The organism is Enterobacter cloacae complex sp. Mu1197 (assembly GCF_040059225.1).
GTDB classification, from domain to species: Bacteria; Pseudomonadota; Gammaproteobacteria; order Enterobacterales; family Enterobacteriaceae; genus Enterobacter; species Enterobacter quasiroggenkampii.
In genome coordinates this window covers 356,185-371,807 of sequence record NZ_CP157375.1, presented here as the reverse complement: position 1 = coordinate 371,807, position 15,623 = coordinate 356,185, and the positions used below count along the sequence as shown (strand labels likewise).

The 15,623-nt window shown below is 57.9% G+C and carries 13 protein-coding genes; 10 read left to right on the top strand and 3 right to left on the bottom strand.

Annotated elements, in window-relative coordinates:
• Positions 1-51: 51 nt before the first annotated feature.
• The gene (locus ABFV38_RS01700) at positions 52-2,334 is read right to left on the bottom strand and encodes an ATP-binding protein (RefSeq protein ID WP_348958282.1); all 2,283 of its coding nucleotides are present in this window, start codon (positions 2,332-2,334) and stop codon (positions 52-54) included.
• A 233-nt stretch (positions 2,335-2,567) separates the two neighbouring features.
• On the opposite strand from ABFV38_RS01700, the gene ABFV38_RS01695 reads away from it, so the two are divergent.
• The 7 genes from ABFV38_RS01695 (at position 2,568) to lpxO (ending at position 9,707) form a co-directional block, all read left to right on the top strand.
• Positions 2,568-4,088, top strand: coding sequence for a sugar ABC transporter ATP-binding protein (locus tag ABFV38_RS01695; RefSeq protein ID WP_348958280.1), 1,521 nt, complete (start codon positions 2,568-2,570; stop codon positions 4,086-4,088).
• Positions 4,085-5,080 carry a ribose ABC transporter permease gene (locus tag ABFV38_RS01690; protein ID WP_262790672.1) on the top strand — a complete coding sequence of 332 codons (996 nt, stop codon included), beginning with the start codon at positions 4,085-4,087 and terminating at the stop codon, positions 5,078-5,080. The genes ABFV38_RS01695 and ABFV38_RS01690 overlap by 4 nt, the downstream gene beginning before the upstream one ends.
• 30 nt (positions 5,081-5,110) lie before the next feature.
• Complete coding sequence (locus ABFV38_RS01685) at positions 5,111-6,052, top strand: ABC transporter substrate-binding protein (protein ID WP_021242935.1); 942 nt, start codon at positions 5,111-5,113, stop codon at positions 6,050-6,052.
• Between the two features lie 50 nt (positions 6,053-6,102).
• The gene (locus tag ABFV38_RS01680) at positions 6,103-6,789 is read left to right on the top strand and encodes a D-lyxose/D-mannose family sugar isomerase (RefSeq protein WP_348958278.1); all 687 of its coding nucleotides are present in this window, start codon (positions 6,103-6,105) and stop codon (positions 6,787-6,789) included.
• A 10-nt stretch (positions 6,790-6,799) separates the two neighbouring features.
• Complete coding sequence (locus ABFV38_RS01675) at positions 6,800-7,651, top strand: ketose 1,6-bisphosphate aldolase (protein ID WP_348959401.1); 852 nt, start codon at positions 6,800-6,802, stop codon at positions 7,649-7,651.
• Positions 7,648-8,655, top strand: coding sequence for a carbohydrate kinase family protein (locus tag ABFV38_RS01670; protein WP_348959400.1), 1,008 nt, complete (start codon positions 7,648-7,650; stop codon positions 8,653-8,655). Before ABFV38_RS01675 ends, ABFV38_RS01670 begins: the two co-directional genes overlap by 4 nt.
• 143 nt (positions 8,656-8,798) lie before the next feature.
• A complete protein-coding gene (lpxO, locus tag ABFV38_RS01665) occupies positions 8,799-9,707 on the top strand; it encodes a lipid A hydroxylase LpxO (protein WP_008500041.1) in 909 nt (302 codons plus the stop codon).
• 3 nt (positions 9,708-9,710) lie between these two features.
• Here lpxO and ABFV38_RS01660 read toward each other — a convergent pair whose 3' ends face one another.
• Entirely contained in the window at positions 9,711-10,442 is a 732-nt protein-coding gene (locus tag ABFV38_RS01660) for a response regulator transcription factor (protein WP_045909185.1), read from the bottom strand.
• Between the two features lie 256 nt (positions 10,443-10,698).
• On the opposite strand from ABFV38_RS01660, the gene fdhF reads away from it, so the two are divergent.
• From fdhF to ABFV38_RS01645, 3 genes are all read left to right on the top strand, one after another.
• Positions 10,699-12,846, top strand: a complete 2,148-nt coding sequence (gene fdhF / locus ABFV38_RS01655; protein ID WP_348958275.1) for a formate dehydrogenase subunit alpha — start codon at positions 10,699-10,701, stop codon at positions 12,844-12,846.
• A 321-nt stretch (positions 12,847-13,167) separates the two neighbouring features.
• Positions 13,168-13,320 (top strand): Hok/Gef family protein, encoded by a 153-nt coding sequence (locus ABFV38_RS01650; protein ID WP_045909184.1) that lies wholly within the window; start codon positions 13,168-13,170, stop codon positions 13,318-13,320.
• Positions 13,321-13,441: 121 nt separating this feature from the next.
• Positions 13,442-14,116 carry a tetratricopeptide repeat protein gene (locus ABFV38_RS01645; protein ID WP_023618154.1) on the top strand — a complete coding sequence of 225 codons (675 nt, stop codon included), beginning with the start codon at positions 13,442-13,444 and terminating at the stop codon, positions 14,114-14,116.
• 80 nt (positions 14,117-14,196) lie between these two features.
• On the opposite strand, the gene gltP is transcribed toward ABFV38_RS01645, so the two are convergent.
• Positions 14,197-15,510 carry a glutamate/aspartate:proton symporter GltP gene (gene gltP / locus ABFV38_RS01640; RefSeq protein WP_045909183.1) on the bottom strand — a complete coding sequence of 438 codons (1,314 nt, stop codon included), beginning with the start codon at positions 15,508-15,510 and terminating at the stop codon, positions 14,197-14,199.
• Positions 15,511-15,623 lie beyond the last annotated feature (113 nt).

Here is a 15,623-nt window from a genome sequence, read left to right as displayed (position 1 = left end):
GAACTGGCCTTACGATAATGAACAGCAGGAAACGGGGGTAGCGGAGGAATCTCAAATTACCATGACCTTCCGCAGAGCCTGCGCCAGCTGCGCCCGCGTAAACGGCTTACGCAATAACGGAACGTCCGGCAGCTGAGGATTATGCGTGGGCCGTAAATCCTGGCCGCTGATAAGCAGCACCGGAAGCTGCGGATAATGACTGCGCACATGGCTAATCACCTCGGCCCCGCTCAGGCTTCCGGGCAACATCAGGTCGCTGATAAACATGCCAATATCCGGCGACGCCGCCAGCATGCTCAGCGCCTGCTCACCGTTGTCCGCTTCGAGCGTCAGATAGCCAAGCTGGTGCAACTGCTCGCACAGGGTCTGACGGACATCCGCTTCATCCTCCAGCACCAGCACCAGGCGCTCGCTTTCGATGGAGGCGGTGGCTGACAGCGCTTCATCAACTGCAGCGGCGGGCTGCGTCGAGCGCGGGAGGTGAAGCCGCACGGTCGTTCCCTGTCCCGGCGCGCTTTCAATCTCCACGCGACCACCGGACTGGCGCACAAAGCCGTACACCATAGACAGGCCTAACCCGCTCCCGCTCCCGGTCTGTTTGGTGGTGAAGAACGGTTCAAAGACCCGGGATTTGACCTCCTGCGACATGCCGCTGCCGCGGTCAATGACTTCCAGCGCCACCATATCCTGCTTGCGTCCGTCGCTGCGGGTAACGCGCTGATTCCAGGTGCGAATTTTAATCACCCCGCTTTGCCCTTCCATCGCATCACGCGCGTTCATCACCAGATTAATGATGGCGTTTTCCAGCTGGCTGACGTCGATCCATGCGGGCCATGCCGGGGATTGCGCTTCAATTTCCAGGGTCAGGGTGGCGGGCAAGGAGTGACGCAGCAGTTCCCGGAGGTTCTCCAGCAGCGGCTGCATCTCTACCGCATGCGGCGTCAGGGATTGCTTGCGGGAAAACGCCAGCAGGCGCTGGGTCAGTAAGGCGCCACGCTCGGCCGCCTTCAGCGCCCGGGTAATGCGCGGCGCGTCGTTTGATTCGGGGTCGGTGAGCTCAAGACTGCCGATGATCACCGCCAGCAGGTTATTAAAATCATGCGCCAGCCCGCCCGTCAGCTGCCCAACGGCCTTCATTTTCTGGCTGTGCAGCAGCGCCTCTTCCAGCCCCTGACGCTCAATGCGGTCGATCTCCATCTGCGTGGTTTTTTCTTTCAGCAAGCGCGTGGTGTGCTCAAGCGAGGCGGTGTTGCGGGCAAAAACGTTAAACGCACGCGCCAGTTCACCCAGCTCATCGCGCCGCTGCAGCGCGGGGACGGACACATCCTGTTCACCGTGAGCAAGGCGCGACATCGCCCGGGAAATGGCCGTCAGGTTGGAGGCCAGATTGCGGTAGATATACCAGCAGGCACACCCGGTGATGACCAGCGCCAGCACGGCGAAAATGGTGATAAATACGCTGATGGATTGCAGTTCGTGATGGCTCTGGGCGGTGCGAAGCCGGGAGGCCTGCGCCACCTGCTCCACGTACTGATTGATGTCGCTGTTGAGGATCGCCACCAGCGCCTTGATGTGGAACATATACCAGCTTATCGCCAGATCGCTCTCCTCCAGCTGCTTCGACAGCGGGGCGAGCTGACCTAGCTCGGCATTAAAATCAGGCAGAACCGTCTTTACGACCGGCTGTGCGGCACGCCGGGGCAACGTTGCGGCCACCGCGTCCAATTGCTGGATGGTCGCGCGCGGCGAAGGGGTATCGATGGCGGCGGCGATCAGCCGGTCCATCTCCATCAGCTGCTGCGCACCCGGTACGTTACTGTCATAACGGCGGTTGATGTCCTGCAGATGACGCAGGTAACTCTGGCTTTGGTATAGCGAGCTCAGCAGCGCGTTACGCTCAAGATGGCGTCGCTGTCCACGCTCCAGCATCTCCGTCACGCTCTGCTGTAACTCATTGCTTCGTTGAATAATACGCGCTACCAGGGCTGGCTCCTGCTGCGCCAGCGGCGCCTCCGCAAGCTGCTCCAGCGAATGGCGCAGGGCCATTTGCGTCTGCTTCAGGCGCTCGGCTTCCCCTTTGTACTCGAGCGCCCCCACCACCTGCGAGAGCCGCACCGCCGCCGTCGCCACGTTGGCGGTATCGCGGGCCAGGTTCATGCTGCCGGTCATATCGTCCAGCGTTTGCTGCTGCACCTGCTCCTGGATTTGACTGGCGTGACGGAAGCCGAGTACCGCCACGCCGCTCACCATCAGCGTCACGGCGACCACCAGCAGATTGAAAATCAGCAGGCGACCGCGGGCGCTGGTGAAGAACGGGGGGCGGTGTGATGGCATGAAGTTGGGTTCCTGTGCGGTTTGATGTCCCCTCACCCTAACCCTCCCCCCAAAGGGGCGAGGGAATGATTTGCTCCCTCTCCCTTTCAGGGAGAGGGCCGGGGTGAGGGTAATTCAATAACTGTGATCCACATTAGCTATTCATAACTATGACAAATATGAACAGCTTCTGACATTTTGCATTTACGCACCTGTGATGAAGTGCAGAAATCGGCATTCACAGGAGATCCGCCATGAGCAGAACCCCGGTATTAGAGATGCGCAACATTGCCAAAACGTTTGGCAGTTTCCACGCGCTCAAGGGTGTGGATTTGACGGTTTTTCCCGGTGAGATCCACGCGCTGATGGGCGAAAACGGCGCGGGAAAAAGCACGCTGATGAAAATCCTCGCGGGGGCCTATATCGCCACCCACGGCGAGATCCTGATTGACGGTCAGCCGTTTCACATTAAAGGGCCGAAGGATGCGCTGGCCGCGGGCATCACCCTGATTTATCAGGAGATGCAGCTCGCGCCCAATCTGACCGTAGCCGAAAATATCTTCCTCGGCAGCGAGCTATCGCGCGGCGGGATGGTGCAGCGCAAAGAGATGGCTGCCCAGGCGCAGGCGGTGATTGACCGCCTCGGCGCACAGTTCAGCGCCACCGATCTGGTGATGAAGCTCACCATCGCCGAACAGCAGCAGGTAGAAATTGCCCGCGCGCTGCACCGCAACAGCCGCATTCTGGTGATGGATGAACCCACCGCCGCCCTCTCCTCGCGGGAAACACATCGCCTGTTTGAACTGATTTTGCGCCTGCGCGATGAAGGGATGGCGATCATCTATATCAGCCACCGCATGGCGGAAGTGTATGAACTCTCTGACCGCGTCAGCGTTCTGCGCGACGGGCAGTACGTCGGCAGCCTGACGCGCGACAAGCTCAACGCCTCCGAGCTGGTGCGCATGATGGTGGGACGACCGTTAAGCGACCTGTTCAACAAGGAGCGTGATATCCCCCTCGGCAGCCCGCGCCTCAACGTGCATCACCTCACCGACAGTAAAAAAGTACAGCCTTGCAGCCTGCAGGTGCGTTCCGGCGAAATCGTCGGGCTGGCGGGGCTGGTCGGGGCCGGACGTTCCGAGCTGGCACAGCTTATCTTCGGCGTGCGCAAAGCCACGGGCGGCATGATTGAGGTCGACGGCGAGCCGGTGGTGATCCACTCCCCGCGTGCGGCCATCGAAAACGGCATCGGTTTTCTCACCGAGAACCGCAAGGAGCAGGGGCTGTTTCTGGAGCTGGCAGCGCAGGAGAACATCACTATGGCGACGCTGGAGCGCGACGCCACCTTCGGCATGTTAAACCGCAAAAAAGCGCAGGCCATCTCCGATGACGCCATCGCCCTGCTTAACATCCGCGTGCCGCATGCTCAGGTGCGCGCGGGCGGGCTTTCGGGCGGCAATCAGCAAAAGCTGCTCATCTCCCGCTGGGTCGCCATCGGCCCGCGCATTCTGATTCTGGACGAACCCACGCGCGGCGTGGACGTCGGGGCGAAAAGCGAGATCTACCGCATCATGAACCAGATGGCGCGCAAAGGGGTGGCGATTTTAATGATCTCCAGCGAGCTGCCGGAAGTGGTGGGGATGAGCGACCGGGTGTACGTGATGCGCGAAGGCAGCATTGCGGGCGAGCTTCACGGGCGTGACATCTCTCAGGAAAACATTATGACGCTGGCAACCGGCGTGAACGACACTCATCATCAGGCGGTGCAATCATGACAACTCCAACCCATCCGCAGCAGGTGGCGAAATCCGCCTCCGCCAAAAAAATGCTGATGAGCGATCTGATGCAAACGGTCGGTATTTTGCCAATTCTTATCCTGATTGTGGCGGTATTTGGCTTTATTGCTCCGAACTTCTTTACCGAGAGCAATCTGCTCAACATTACTCGTCAGGCGTCGATCAACATCGTGCTGGCGGCGGGAATGACCTTCATTATCCTCACCGGCGGGATTGACCTCTCCGTGGGGTCGATTCTCGGCACCACGGCGGTAGCCGCGATGGTGGTATCGCTCATTCCTGAATTCGCAGGGCTGTCCATTCCGGCCGCGCTGATGCTCGGCATGGTGCTGGGCCTGTTTAACGGCGCGCTGGTGGCTTTTGCCGGGCTGCCGCCCTTTATCGTCACGCTCGGCACCTACACGGCGCTGCGCGGCGCGGCGTACCTGCTGGCCGACGGCACGACGGTCATTAACTCGAACATCAACTTCGAGTGGATCGGCAATAACTATCTCGGCCCTATTCCCTGGCTGGTGGTGATCGCCCTGGCGGTCATCGTGGTGTGCTGGTTCATCCTGCGCCGTACCACGCTCGGCGTTCATATCTACGCCGTGGGCGGCAACATGCAGGCGGCGCGCTTAACGGGCATTAAGGTCTGGCTGGTGCTGCTGTTTGTCTACGGCATGAGCGGCCTGCTCTCCGGCCTCGGCGGCGTCATGAGCGCCTCACGCCTGTACAGCGCTAACGGTAACCTCGGCATGGGTTACGAGCTGGATGCGATTGCGGCGGTGATCCTCGGCGGCACCAGCTTCGTCGGCGGGATCGGCACGATCACCGGCACGCTGGTCGGCGCATTGATCATCGCCACCCTCAACAACGGCATGACGCTGATGGGCGTCTCCTACTTCTGGCAGCTGGTGATCAAAGGGGCGGTGATCATCATTGCGGTGCTGATCGACAAATACCGTACCCGACACCATCAAAGTGCATAACAACAATACCCTACGAGTGAGGAAGACAAGATGCGTTTGAAACCGTTAGTAACCGCGCTCTGTGCTGGCGCGCTGCTTGCCGCAACGCCGTTTGCGCAGGCGAAAGATCTGAAGTCCATTGGCGTGACGGTGGGTGACCTGGCTAACCCGTTCTTCGTGCAGATCACCAAAGGTGCCGAGCTGGAAGCGCGCAAGCTGGCGGGGGATAACGTCAAGGTGACGCTGGTCTCCAGCGGGTACGATCTGGGCCAGCAGGTGGCGCAGATCGACAACTTCATCGCCGCGAAAGTGGACATGATCATCCTCAACGCCGCGGACTCCAAAGGGATCGGCCCGGCGGTGAAGCGCGCGAAGGACGCCGGGATCGTGGTCGTGGCGGTTGACGTCGCGGCGGAAGGGGCTGATGCGACCATCACCTCCGATAACACCCAGGCGGGTGAGATGGCCTGTAAGTACATTACCGACCGCCTGAAAGGGAAAGGCAACGTGGTGATCATCAACGGACCGCCGGTCTCAGCGGTGCAAAACCGCGTGGAAGGTTGCCAGACGGAGTTCAAAAAACATCCGGATATCAAGGTGCTCTCGGATAACCAGAACGCCAAAGGCAGTCGTGAAGGCGGTCTGGAAGTCATGACCTCGCTGCTGGCGGCCAATCCGAAGATCGACGGCGTGTTTGCAATTAACGATCCGACCGCGATCGGCGCCGATCTGGCCGCGAAACAGGCGCAGCGCAATGAGTTCTTTATCGTTGGCGTGGATGGTTCACCGGACGGTGAGGAAGCGCTGAAGCGCGAAAACTCCCTGTTTGTGGCGACCCCGGCGCAGGATCCGCAGGTCATGGCGGCAAAAGCGGTGGAGATCGGCTATGACATTCTCCAGGGCAAACCTGCGCCGAAAGCGCCCGTGCTGATCCCGGTGACGATGATCGATAAAAAGAACGTCGGCACGTATAAGGGGTGGACGGTTAAATGATCCTTTTCCCTCTCCCACAGGGAGAGGGAACTGTTTTTCAAGGAGTCCCCATGAAACGCTCCGACATCAATGAAATCCTCGGCCACACGCGGCAGTTTTTCTCCATGCACGACGTTCATCTCCCGCCTTTTGCCAGCTTTCCGCCAACGAAATGGCAGCAGCTTGACCAGGCCGCATGGCAGGAAGTGTTCGACCTCAGGCTCGGCTGGGACGTGACGGCATTCGGCGGCAACAACTTTGCCGCTGAGGGCCTGACGCTGTTTACCCTGCGCAACGGCTCGCCCAACGGCGTGCCGTATGAAAAAAACTATGCCGAAAAAATCATGCACGTGCGGGACGGCCAGGTCACGCCGATGCATTTTCACTGGCGTAAACGGGAAGACATCATCAACCGGGGCGGCGGGAATCTGATCGTGGAATTATGGAATGCCGGGGCGCATGAAGAGACGGAAAACACCGACGTGACGGTCACCGTCGACGGCTGCCGTCAAACCCACGCCCCCGGCAGCCAGCTGCGCCTGCTGCCCGGGGAAAGCATCTGCCTGACGCCTGGTCTTTACCACAGTTTCTGGGGCGAACGCGGCTTCGGCGACGTGCTGGTCGGGGAAGTGTCCTCGGTCAATGACGATGAACACGACAACCACTTTTTGCAGCCCGTTGCCCGCTATAACAACATCGAAGAAGACGAGCCGGCGCTGCTGGTGCTGTGCAATGAGTACAACCTGTTTCGGATATAAGGGGTGAATGATGCCATTGATTTCTCTTGCCGACGGTCTTGCCCACGCCAGACAACACCGCTATGCACTGGGCGCATTTAACGTGCTCGATTCCCACTTCCTGCGCGCGCTGTTCGCCGCCGCAAAGCAGGAGCGCTCGCCGTTTATCATCAATATCGCCGAAGTGCACTTTAAGTACGTGTCGCTGGATTCGCTTGTCGAAGCGGTGAAGTTCGAAGCCGCCCGTCACGACATTCCCGTGGTGCTCAATCTCGACCACGGCCTGCATTTCGAGGCGGTGGTGCGCGCCCTGCGCTTAGGGTTCAGCTCGGTGATGTTCGACGGCTCTACGCTGAGCTATGAGGAAAACATCCGCCAGACGCGGGAAGTGGTGAAGATGTGCCACGCGGTGGGCGTCTCGGTGGAGGCGGAGCTGGGCGCGGTCGGGGGAGATGAAGGCGGCGCGCTTTACGGACATGCGGATGAAGCCTTCTTCACCGACCCACAGCTGGCGCGCGAATTTGTCGATTCAACCGGCATCGACGCGCTGGCGGTGGCTGCGCACGGCAAATACAGGGGCGAGCCGAAGCTCGATTTCCCGCGCCTGGACGCCATTCGCCAGCAGACGGGACTGCCGCTGGTTTTACACGGCGGCTCCGGAATTAGCGATGCCGACTTCCGCCGCGCCATCGAGCTGGGCATTCATAAAATCAATTTCTATACCGGGATGTCGCAGGCCGCGCTCGCCGCCGTGGAGCAGCGTATGGCAAAACGCCAGCCGCTCTACGACGAGTTTGCCGAGCTGCTGCTGGGGATAGAAGAAGCGATTACGGATACGGTCGCCGAACAGATGCGCATTTTCGGCAGCGCGGGGCAGGCATAATGGAACGTAAAGGCATCATCGCCGCAGGCAATATGCTGGTGGACCACGTTCACCAGATCGTGCAGTGGCCGGAGCGCGGCTGGCTGGCGGAAATCACCCACAGCGAACGCTCAACCGGCGGCGCGCCGCTCAACGTCCTGCTGACGCTGGCGAAAATGCACGTTGGCCTGCCGCTGCAGGCGGTGGGGCTGATTGGCGAAGACAGCGACGGGGACTACATTCTGGCGATGCTCGACCAGTACCACGTCAACCGCCAGCGCGTACAGCGCACCACCTTTGCGCCAACCTCCATGTCGCAGGTGATGACCGATCCCAGCGGACAGCGCACCTTTTTCCACTCACCGGGGGCCAACCGCCTGCTGGATCTTCCCGCTTTCGATCGCTTAGACGGATCGATGAAGATCTTCCATCTCGGCTATCTCCTGCTGCTCGACAGCCTGGATATGCCCGATGACGAGTTCGGCACCCGCAGCACGCGGCTGCTGGCACAAATGTGCGACCAGGGGTATGAAACCTCGCTCGACCTGGTTTCCCGCAAGGGTGACCCACGCTATCAGCCGCTGGTGCTCCCTGCCCTGCGCCATCTCGACTATCTGGTCATTAACGAGCTGGAGGCCGGTGAGTTTAGCGGCCTGACAATGCGTGACGAAAACGACGCCCCGCACATTGCCCATATCGCCGATGCCGCGGCGCAGCTGCTGGCGGCAGGCGTACGCCAGCGGGTGGTGATCCACAGTCCGGAAGGCGCATGGGGAGAAGCCCGCGGTGAAGAGGGTCGCTGGATCCCGTCATGGATGCTGGAGCAGGAAGAGATTATCGGCAGCGTCGGCGCGGGCGATGCCTTTTGCGCGGGCTTTTTATACGGCTGCCATGAATCGCTGCCGCTGACAGAGAGTATTTATCTGGCGCACGCCTGCGCGCGGGCAAGCCTGCTGGCCGCCAATGCGATTGACGGCGCAAAAACGCTGGCCGAGCTGCAGGCGTTTATTCGCGAGAGCGTTTAATTTAACAATAATTGCGATATTTCATTACAGTTCTATGAATTTTACATCCCCGAACTACACTCTCTCCATCTGGCATATTCGGCGTGGGCAGCACACTGTCCGCACGCTTTTCCGAAATGAGATAGAAAGAGGACAAGGGAAAAATGTTCGCAGCCATCATCATCGGTATTTTCATTATCAGCGTTATTTATGCGCATTCACGCGGCAAAGAAAAACAGACGCTTTCTCGTCAGCTCTTCGACCATTCGACGTTCATGGCGCCCATCAATATGTTTATGACGGCGTTTTCTTCCCTGCCCGCCAGGCAGCCTTTCTTTGAAACAGAACGCTTCCCGGAATTAAATAAGCTGACGGAAAACTGGCTGGTTATTCGCGAAGAGGCGCTGCGTTTGCAGCATCATATTAAGGCGGCGGAAAATAATAACGACGCTGGCTTTAACACCTTTTTTAAACGCGGCTGGAAACGTTTTTATCTGAAGTGGTATGCCGATGCCCATCCCTCCGCACAGTCTTTATGCCCGGTGACGACCCGGCTGGTAAGTGAAATCCCTTCGGTGAAGGCGGCCATGTTTGCCGAGCTGCCGGCGGGGGCGAAGCTTGGCAAGCACCGGGACCCGTACGCGGGCTCGGTTCGTTACCATCTGGGCTTATTCACACCGAATGACGATCGCTGCTTTATTGAAGTCGACAGGCAGCGCCACAGCTGGCGGGATGGAGAAGCCGTTATTTTTGATGAGACCTACGTCCACTGGGCAGAGAATAAAACGGATCAAACGCGCATTATTCTCTTCTGCGATATTGAGCGTCCGATGAAATGGCGCTGGGCGCAGGCGGTTAACCATTGGGTGGGAACCACGCTGATGTCTGCAGCCAGCTCACCGAATGACGAGAATGACAGCACTGGCGGCATTAACCGCATTTTTAAATACGTTCATGCAGGTCGCGAGCGGGGGCAGCGTCTGAAAAAAAGAAACCGTAAGGCCTATTACGCCCTCAAGTATCTGTGCATCGCTGCAATCTTTGCCGCCATCATTGTTCCGGCGATAACGTAAGCCTTATGCCGCCTGTTCGGGCCGGCTCACATCGGTGGCAAACACGTAACCCAGCCCGCGGATCGTTTTGATCAGCGCAGGCTGATGCGGGTTAGCCTCTATTTTCCGGCGCAGGCGCATGATCAGCACATCAATCGTGCGATCGAACACGTCGGCGCTTTCGCTGTGGGTCAGCTCGAGCAGCCTGTCACGGCTCAGCACCCGACGGGCATTTTGCGTGAGCGCCAGCAGCAGGCCATACTCGCCCTGAGTTAAGGGCACGGGATTACGCTGCGGATCGCTCAGCTCGCAGCGGGTGGTATCAAGCGTCCATCCGTTAAACGCAATGCCCGCGACGGGCGCTGCGGGAGCTTCCGCCGCCAGCACGCCCGTACGGCGCAGCACCGCTTTCACGCGGGCAACCACCACGCGCGGGTTGAACGGTTTGCCAATATAATCGTCGGCCCCCATCTCCAGCCCCACCACCACGTCTGACTCGCTGCCCAGCCCGGTTAACATCACAACCGGTAGCGCCGGACGCTGCTTTTGCAGCTGCAGCAGAACCTGCAGGCCGTTGATATCCGGCAGCATCATATCCAGCAGCACAAGCGCGATATTCGGCTCCTGCTGAACCTGGCGCAGCGCATCCTGGCCGTTATGGCAGACAAGCACGCTAAAGACGTGCTCGCTCAGCACGTCCTGAAGCAGTTCGCAGACTGCCGTATCGTCATCAACCACCAGAATCGCCGGTTTCATCGTATGCTTCCGTCAGGGGATTATGTTAAGTCTGAACTATTCTGCCGTCGGCTCCAGTCAAAAGGTTTTTTCAGTGACGGAAATTCAACCCATGTCACATCCGCCGCCCTGTCGACACGTCAATTTTGACGATTGGCTGCTTTTTGTCAGGGTTTTCACCCCGGATGGGCCGTAAAGTCAGGGGATACCCATACAAAAAACATGGCATAGAAGCTGCATAGTGGGTGCGAACGATTCGATTAACTGGAGCAGACTGATGAAAAAAGTCGTCACGGTTTGCCCTTATTGTGCCTCAGGTTGCAAGATCCACCTGGTGGTCGATAACGGCAAAATCGTCCGGGCGGAGGCCGCACAGGGGAAAACCAACCAGGGCACGCTGTGCCTGAAAGGTTACTACGGCTGGGATTTTATTAACGATACCCAAATCCTTACCCCGCGCCTGAAAACCCCTATGATCCGCCGCGAGCGCGGCGGCAAGCTGGAAGCCGTCTCCTGGAACGAGGCGCTGGATTACGTCGCCACGCGCCTGAGCGCCATCAAGGCCAAGTATGGCCCGGATGCCATCCAGACTACCGGCTCTTCCCGCGGGACGGGAAATGAAACCAACTATGTGATGCAAAAATTCGCGCGCGCCGTTATTGGTACCAATAACGTCGACTGCTGCGCTCGCGTCTGACACGGCCCATCGGTTGCAGGTCTGCACCAGTCGGTCGGTAACGGCGCAATGAGTAATGCCATCAACGAGATAGATAATACCGATCTCGTCTTCATCTTTGGTTATAACCCGGCGGATTCTCACCCTATCGTCGCGAACCACGTTATTCGCGCTAAACAGAATGGGGCGAAAATCATCGTCTGCGATCCGCGCAAAATTGAAACCGCGCGCATTGCGGATATGCACATTGCATTGAAAAACGGCTCGAACATCGCGCTGTTGAATGCAATGGGACACGTCATCATTGAGGAGAACCTGTACGACCAGGCGTTTGTCGCGACCCGTACGGAAGGCTTTGAAGAGTATAAGAAAATAGTCGAAGGCTATACGCCGGAGTCGGTTGAAGCGATAACCGGCGTCAGCGCGCAGGCGATCCGTCAGGCGGCCAGGATGTATGCCGGGGCGAAAACCGCCGCCATCCTCTGGGGCATGGGCGTGACCCAGTTCTACCAGGGCGTGGAAACCGTGCGCTCGCTGACCAGCCTCGCGATGCTGACCGGTAATCTGGGTAAAGCCCACGTTGGCGTGAACCCGGTGCGCGGTCAGAATAACGTGCAGGGCGCCTGCGATATGGGCGCGCTGCCGGATACTTATCCGGGCTACCAGTACGTGAAATTCCCGGAGAACCGCGCCAAATTCGCGAAGGCCTGGGGCGTGGAAAGCCTGCCGGAACACACCGGGTACCGCATCAGCGAGCTGCCGCACCGCGCGGCGCATGGCGAAGTGCGTGCGGCCTACATCATGGGTGAAGATCCGCTTCAGACCGACGCCGAGCTCTCTGCGGTGCGTAAAGGGTTTGAGGATCTGGAGCTGGTGATTGTCCAGGATATCTTCATGACCAAAACCGCGGCGGCGGCGGATGTCATTTTACCGTCGACCTCATGGGGCGAGCATGAAGGCGTCTACACGGCGGCCGACCGCGGCTTCCAGCGCTTCTTCAAGGCGGTCGAGCCGAAGTGGGATCTGAAAACGGACTGGCAGATTATCAGCGAAATCGCCACCCGTATGGGCTACCCGATGCACTACAACAACACCCAGGAGATCTGGGACGAGTTACGCAGCCTGTGTCCGGACTTCTACGGCGCCACCTATGAAAAAATGGGTGATCTGGGATACATCCAGTGGCCGTGCCGGGATGAATCAGAGGCCGATCAAGGCACGTCCTATCTCTTTAAGGAGAAATTCGACACCCCGAACGGGCTGGCGCAATTCTTCACCTGCGACTGGGTCGCGCCCATTGATAAACTCACCGATGAGTATCCGATGGTGCTCTCCACCGTACGTGAAGTGGGCCACTACTCCTGTCGTTCGATGACCGGAAACTGCGCCGCGCTGGCGGCGCTGGCGGACGAGCCCGGCTATGCGCAAATCAACACCGCCGATGCGGAACGCCTTGGTATTGAGGACGAGGCGCTGGTGTGGGTGAATTCGCGCAAAGGGCGGATCATCACCCGTGCGCAGGTCAGCGATCGTCCAAACAAAGGGGCGGTCTATATGACCTATCAGTGGTGGATTGGTGCCTGCAACGAGCTGGTAACGGAGAACTTAAGCCCGATAACCAAAACGCCGGAGTATAAATACTGCGCCGTCAACGTTGAGCCGATTGCGGATCAGCACGCGGCGGAACAGTACGTGATCGACGAATATAACAAGCTGAAAGCCCGACTGCGCGAAAGCGCAATGGGTTGAAGCCGTTAATTTATCGTTGAATAAAGGGAGTGATATATTCACTCCCTTTTTATTTCCGATTAATTCATAAGAAATATAAATTACTATTCTGGAAATCGACTCGCAGAAATAATGTAATTTTCGCGAAAAGGAATTACATCTTTGCATTTTAATTCAGCGGGATAAGATATTCGGCGGGTGCTTAAGACTTTCTGTCTTGAGCATTGTTGAGGGACAGAAAGTAGAAAGCCCCGGGAAATTTTCATTTACCCGAGGCTACTCCCTCAACTCCAACAAGTTGAGAGTAGCCTCTTATTCTTTTTTTGACAAGGAGTAAAAGGCATGACGCCATTAAAAACTGCGTTAGGCATCGTCTTTATTGTTTGCCTGACGATAGTGATCTTTACCTTTATTACTCGCGGTAAGCTCTGCGAGTTTTCAATAAAGAGTGAACATCAGGAGGTGGCGGCTAAATTAGCCTGCAACCCAGGCTAACCTCTATGGGCGGAACAACGGTTCCGCCCGGCTTGTAGGATGCTGAGGTCTTAATGCACCCATTTTTTTCTTTTGCGCCCGCGATTATACTGCGCGGCGTGTACCCAGATGATAAGAATCCATGAAAGCCATTTTTCTGTTGTTAGTGTTTTTAACGTCCTTCGCCCGCGCGGATGAGATAGGCAGCCAGTATCGGAAACAGGCGGAAGCCGGTGATGCGCGTGCCCAGTATTATCTTGCCGATACGTACTTCAGCTCCGGCGACAGCAAGCAGGCCGCGCTGTGGGCCGAGAAAGCCGCGAAAGGCGGCGATGTCGACGCCATGGGGTTGCTCTCACAAATCCTCTTTACACAGGGCGATTACGCACAGGCCAAAGCCCTGGCCCAACAGGCAAACATTGCTGGCAGCAAACGCGGCGCGATCATGCTGGCGCGCATTCTGGTGAATACTCAGGCAGGGAAAACGGACTATCCGCAGGCCATCAGGCTGCTGCAAACGGCAACCGAAGATATCGACAGCGACTCTGCGGTCGATGCGCAACTGCTGCTGGGACTCATTTATGCCAACGGCGTCGAGGTGGCGCAGGATGACGTGCAGGCCGCCTCGTGGTTCAAGCGGAGTTCAGCCCTTTCGCGTACCGGCTACGCCGAGTACTGGGCAGGGATGTTGTTCAGGCAGGGTGAGAAAGGCTTTATCACGCCAAATAAGCAGAAAGCACTGTACTGGTTGAACCTGAGCTGTACTGAAGGGTTTGATACGGGATGTGAAGAGTTTGATGCGTTGAGCGGAGAGTAAACTGCCGGGTGGCGGCTTCGCCTTACCCGGCCTACAAGACTCGCAGGCCCGGTAAGCGCAGCGCCACCGGGCTTAAGAGGTTACCGATCGGCAGTCTTATCAAAACGACCCAGCACCTCGCGTTCATACGCCAGCGCCTTTTTACGATCGAATTTGTGTTCCCACTTGGCGATAACCAGCACCGCCAGTGCATTACCCACCACGTTCAGCGCCGTACGCGCCATGTCGAGGATACGGTCCACACCGGCGATAAAGGCCAGACCTTCCAGCGGAATACCGACGCTGCCCAGCGTCGCCAGCAGCACCACGAACGAAACGCCCGGTACGCCTGCGATACCTTTAGAGGTCACCATCAGCGTCAGCACCAGGACGATCTCCTGCCACAGCGACAGGTCAATGCCGTACAGCTGGGCAATAAAGATAGCGGCGATACTCTGGTACAGCGTGGAACCATCCAGGTTAAAGGAGTAACCGGTCGGCACCACGAAGCTGGTGATCGACGCTGGCGCGCCGTAGGCTTCCATCTTCTCAATAATACGCGGCAGCACGCTCTCAGAGCTTGCCGTGGAGTAGGCCAGAATCAGCTCATCTTTCAGGATACGGATCAGGATCCAGATGCTCAGCCCGCACAGACGCGCCACGATGCCCAGCACCACCAGCGCAAAGAACAGGATCGCGAAGTGCACCAGAATCACCAGCTTCGCCAGCGGCCAGAGGGAGGCAAAACCGAAGTTCGCCACGGTGACGGCGATAAGCGCAAACACCCCTACCGGCGCGTAACGCATCACCATGTGGGTCACTTTAAACATGGTCTCGGAGATAGAGCGGAACACGGTCACCAGCGGTTCGCGGTGCGTCGCGGGCAGAGAGGAGAGCCCCAGACCAAACAGGACCGAGAAGAAGATAATAGGCAACATCTCGCCCTTCGCCATCGATGCCACGATGTTGGTCGGTACCAGAGAAAGGATAGTGCCCATCAGGCCGTGTGCATGGCTCTGCACGTCAGCGGTTGTACTTTGGTATTTCGAAATATCCACCGTAGCCAGCTGCGACATATCAATCCCGGAACCCGGCTGGAACACGTTCGCCAGGGTGATACCGAGAATGATCGCAACCGTAGTGATCACTTCGAAATAGATAATGGTTTTCGCACCAATACGACCTAACTGCTTCGCATCGCCGACGCCCGCAATACCTACCACCAGCGTCGAGATCACAATCGGTACCACAATCATCTTGATCAGATGAATAAAGATATCCCCTGCCGGTGAAAGCAGGTTCGCAATCAGCCAGTCGCGGCTGTCGCTGTGATAGTGGAGGTAACTGCCCAGCAAGATGCCCAGCACAAGGGCAATTAAGATCTGCCAGGCCAGGCTGACTTTAACGTTTTTCATAGAAACTGACTTCCTCAATGAAGCGCCTTATTCACTCAAACTGCATGAATAGGGGGACATACTGATAGGGTATGAATTGTGTTGCGTCGATTTATGGGATTTTTTAACGCGGC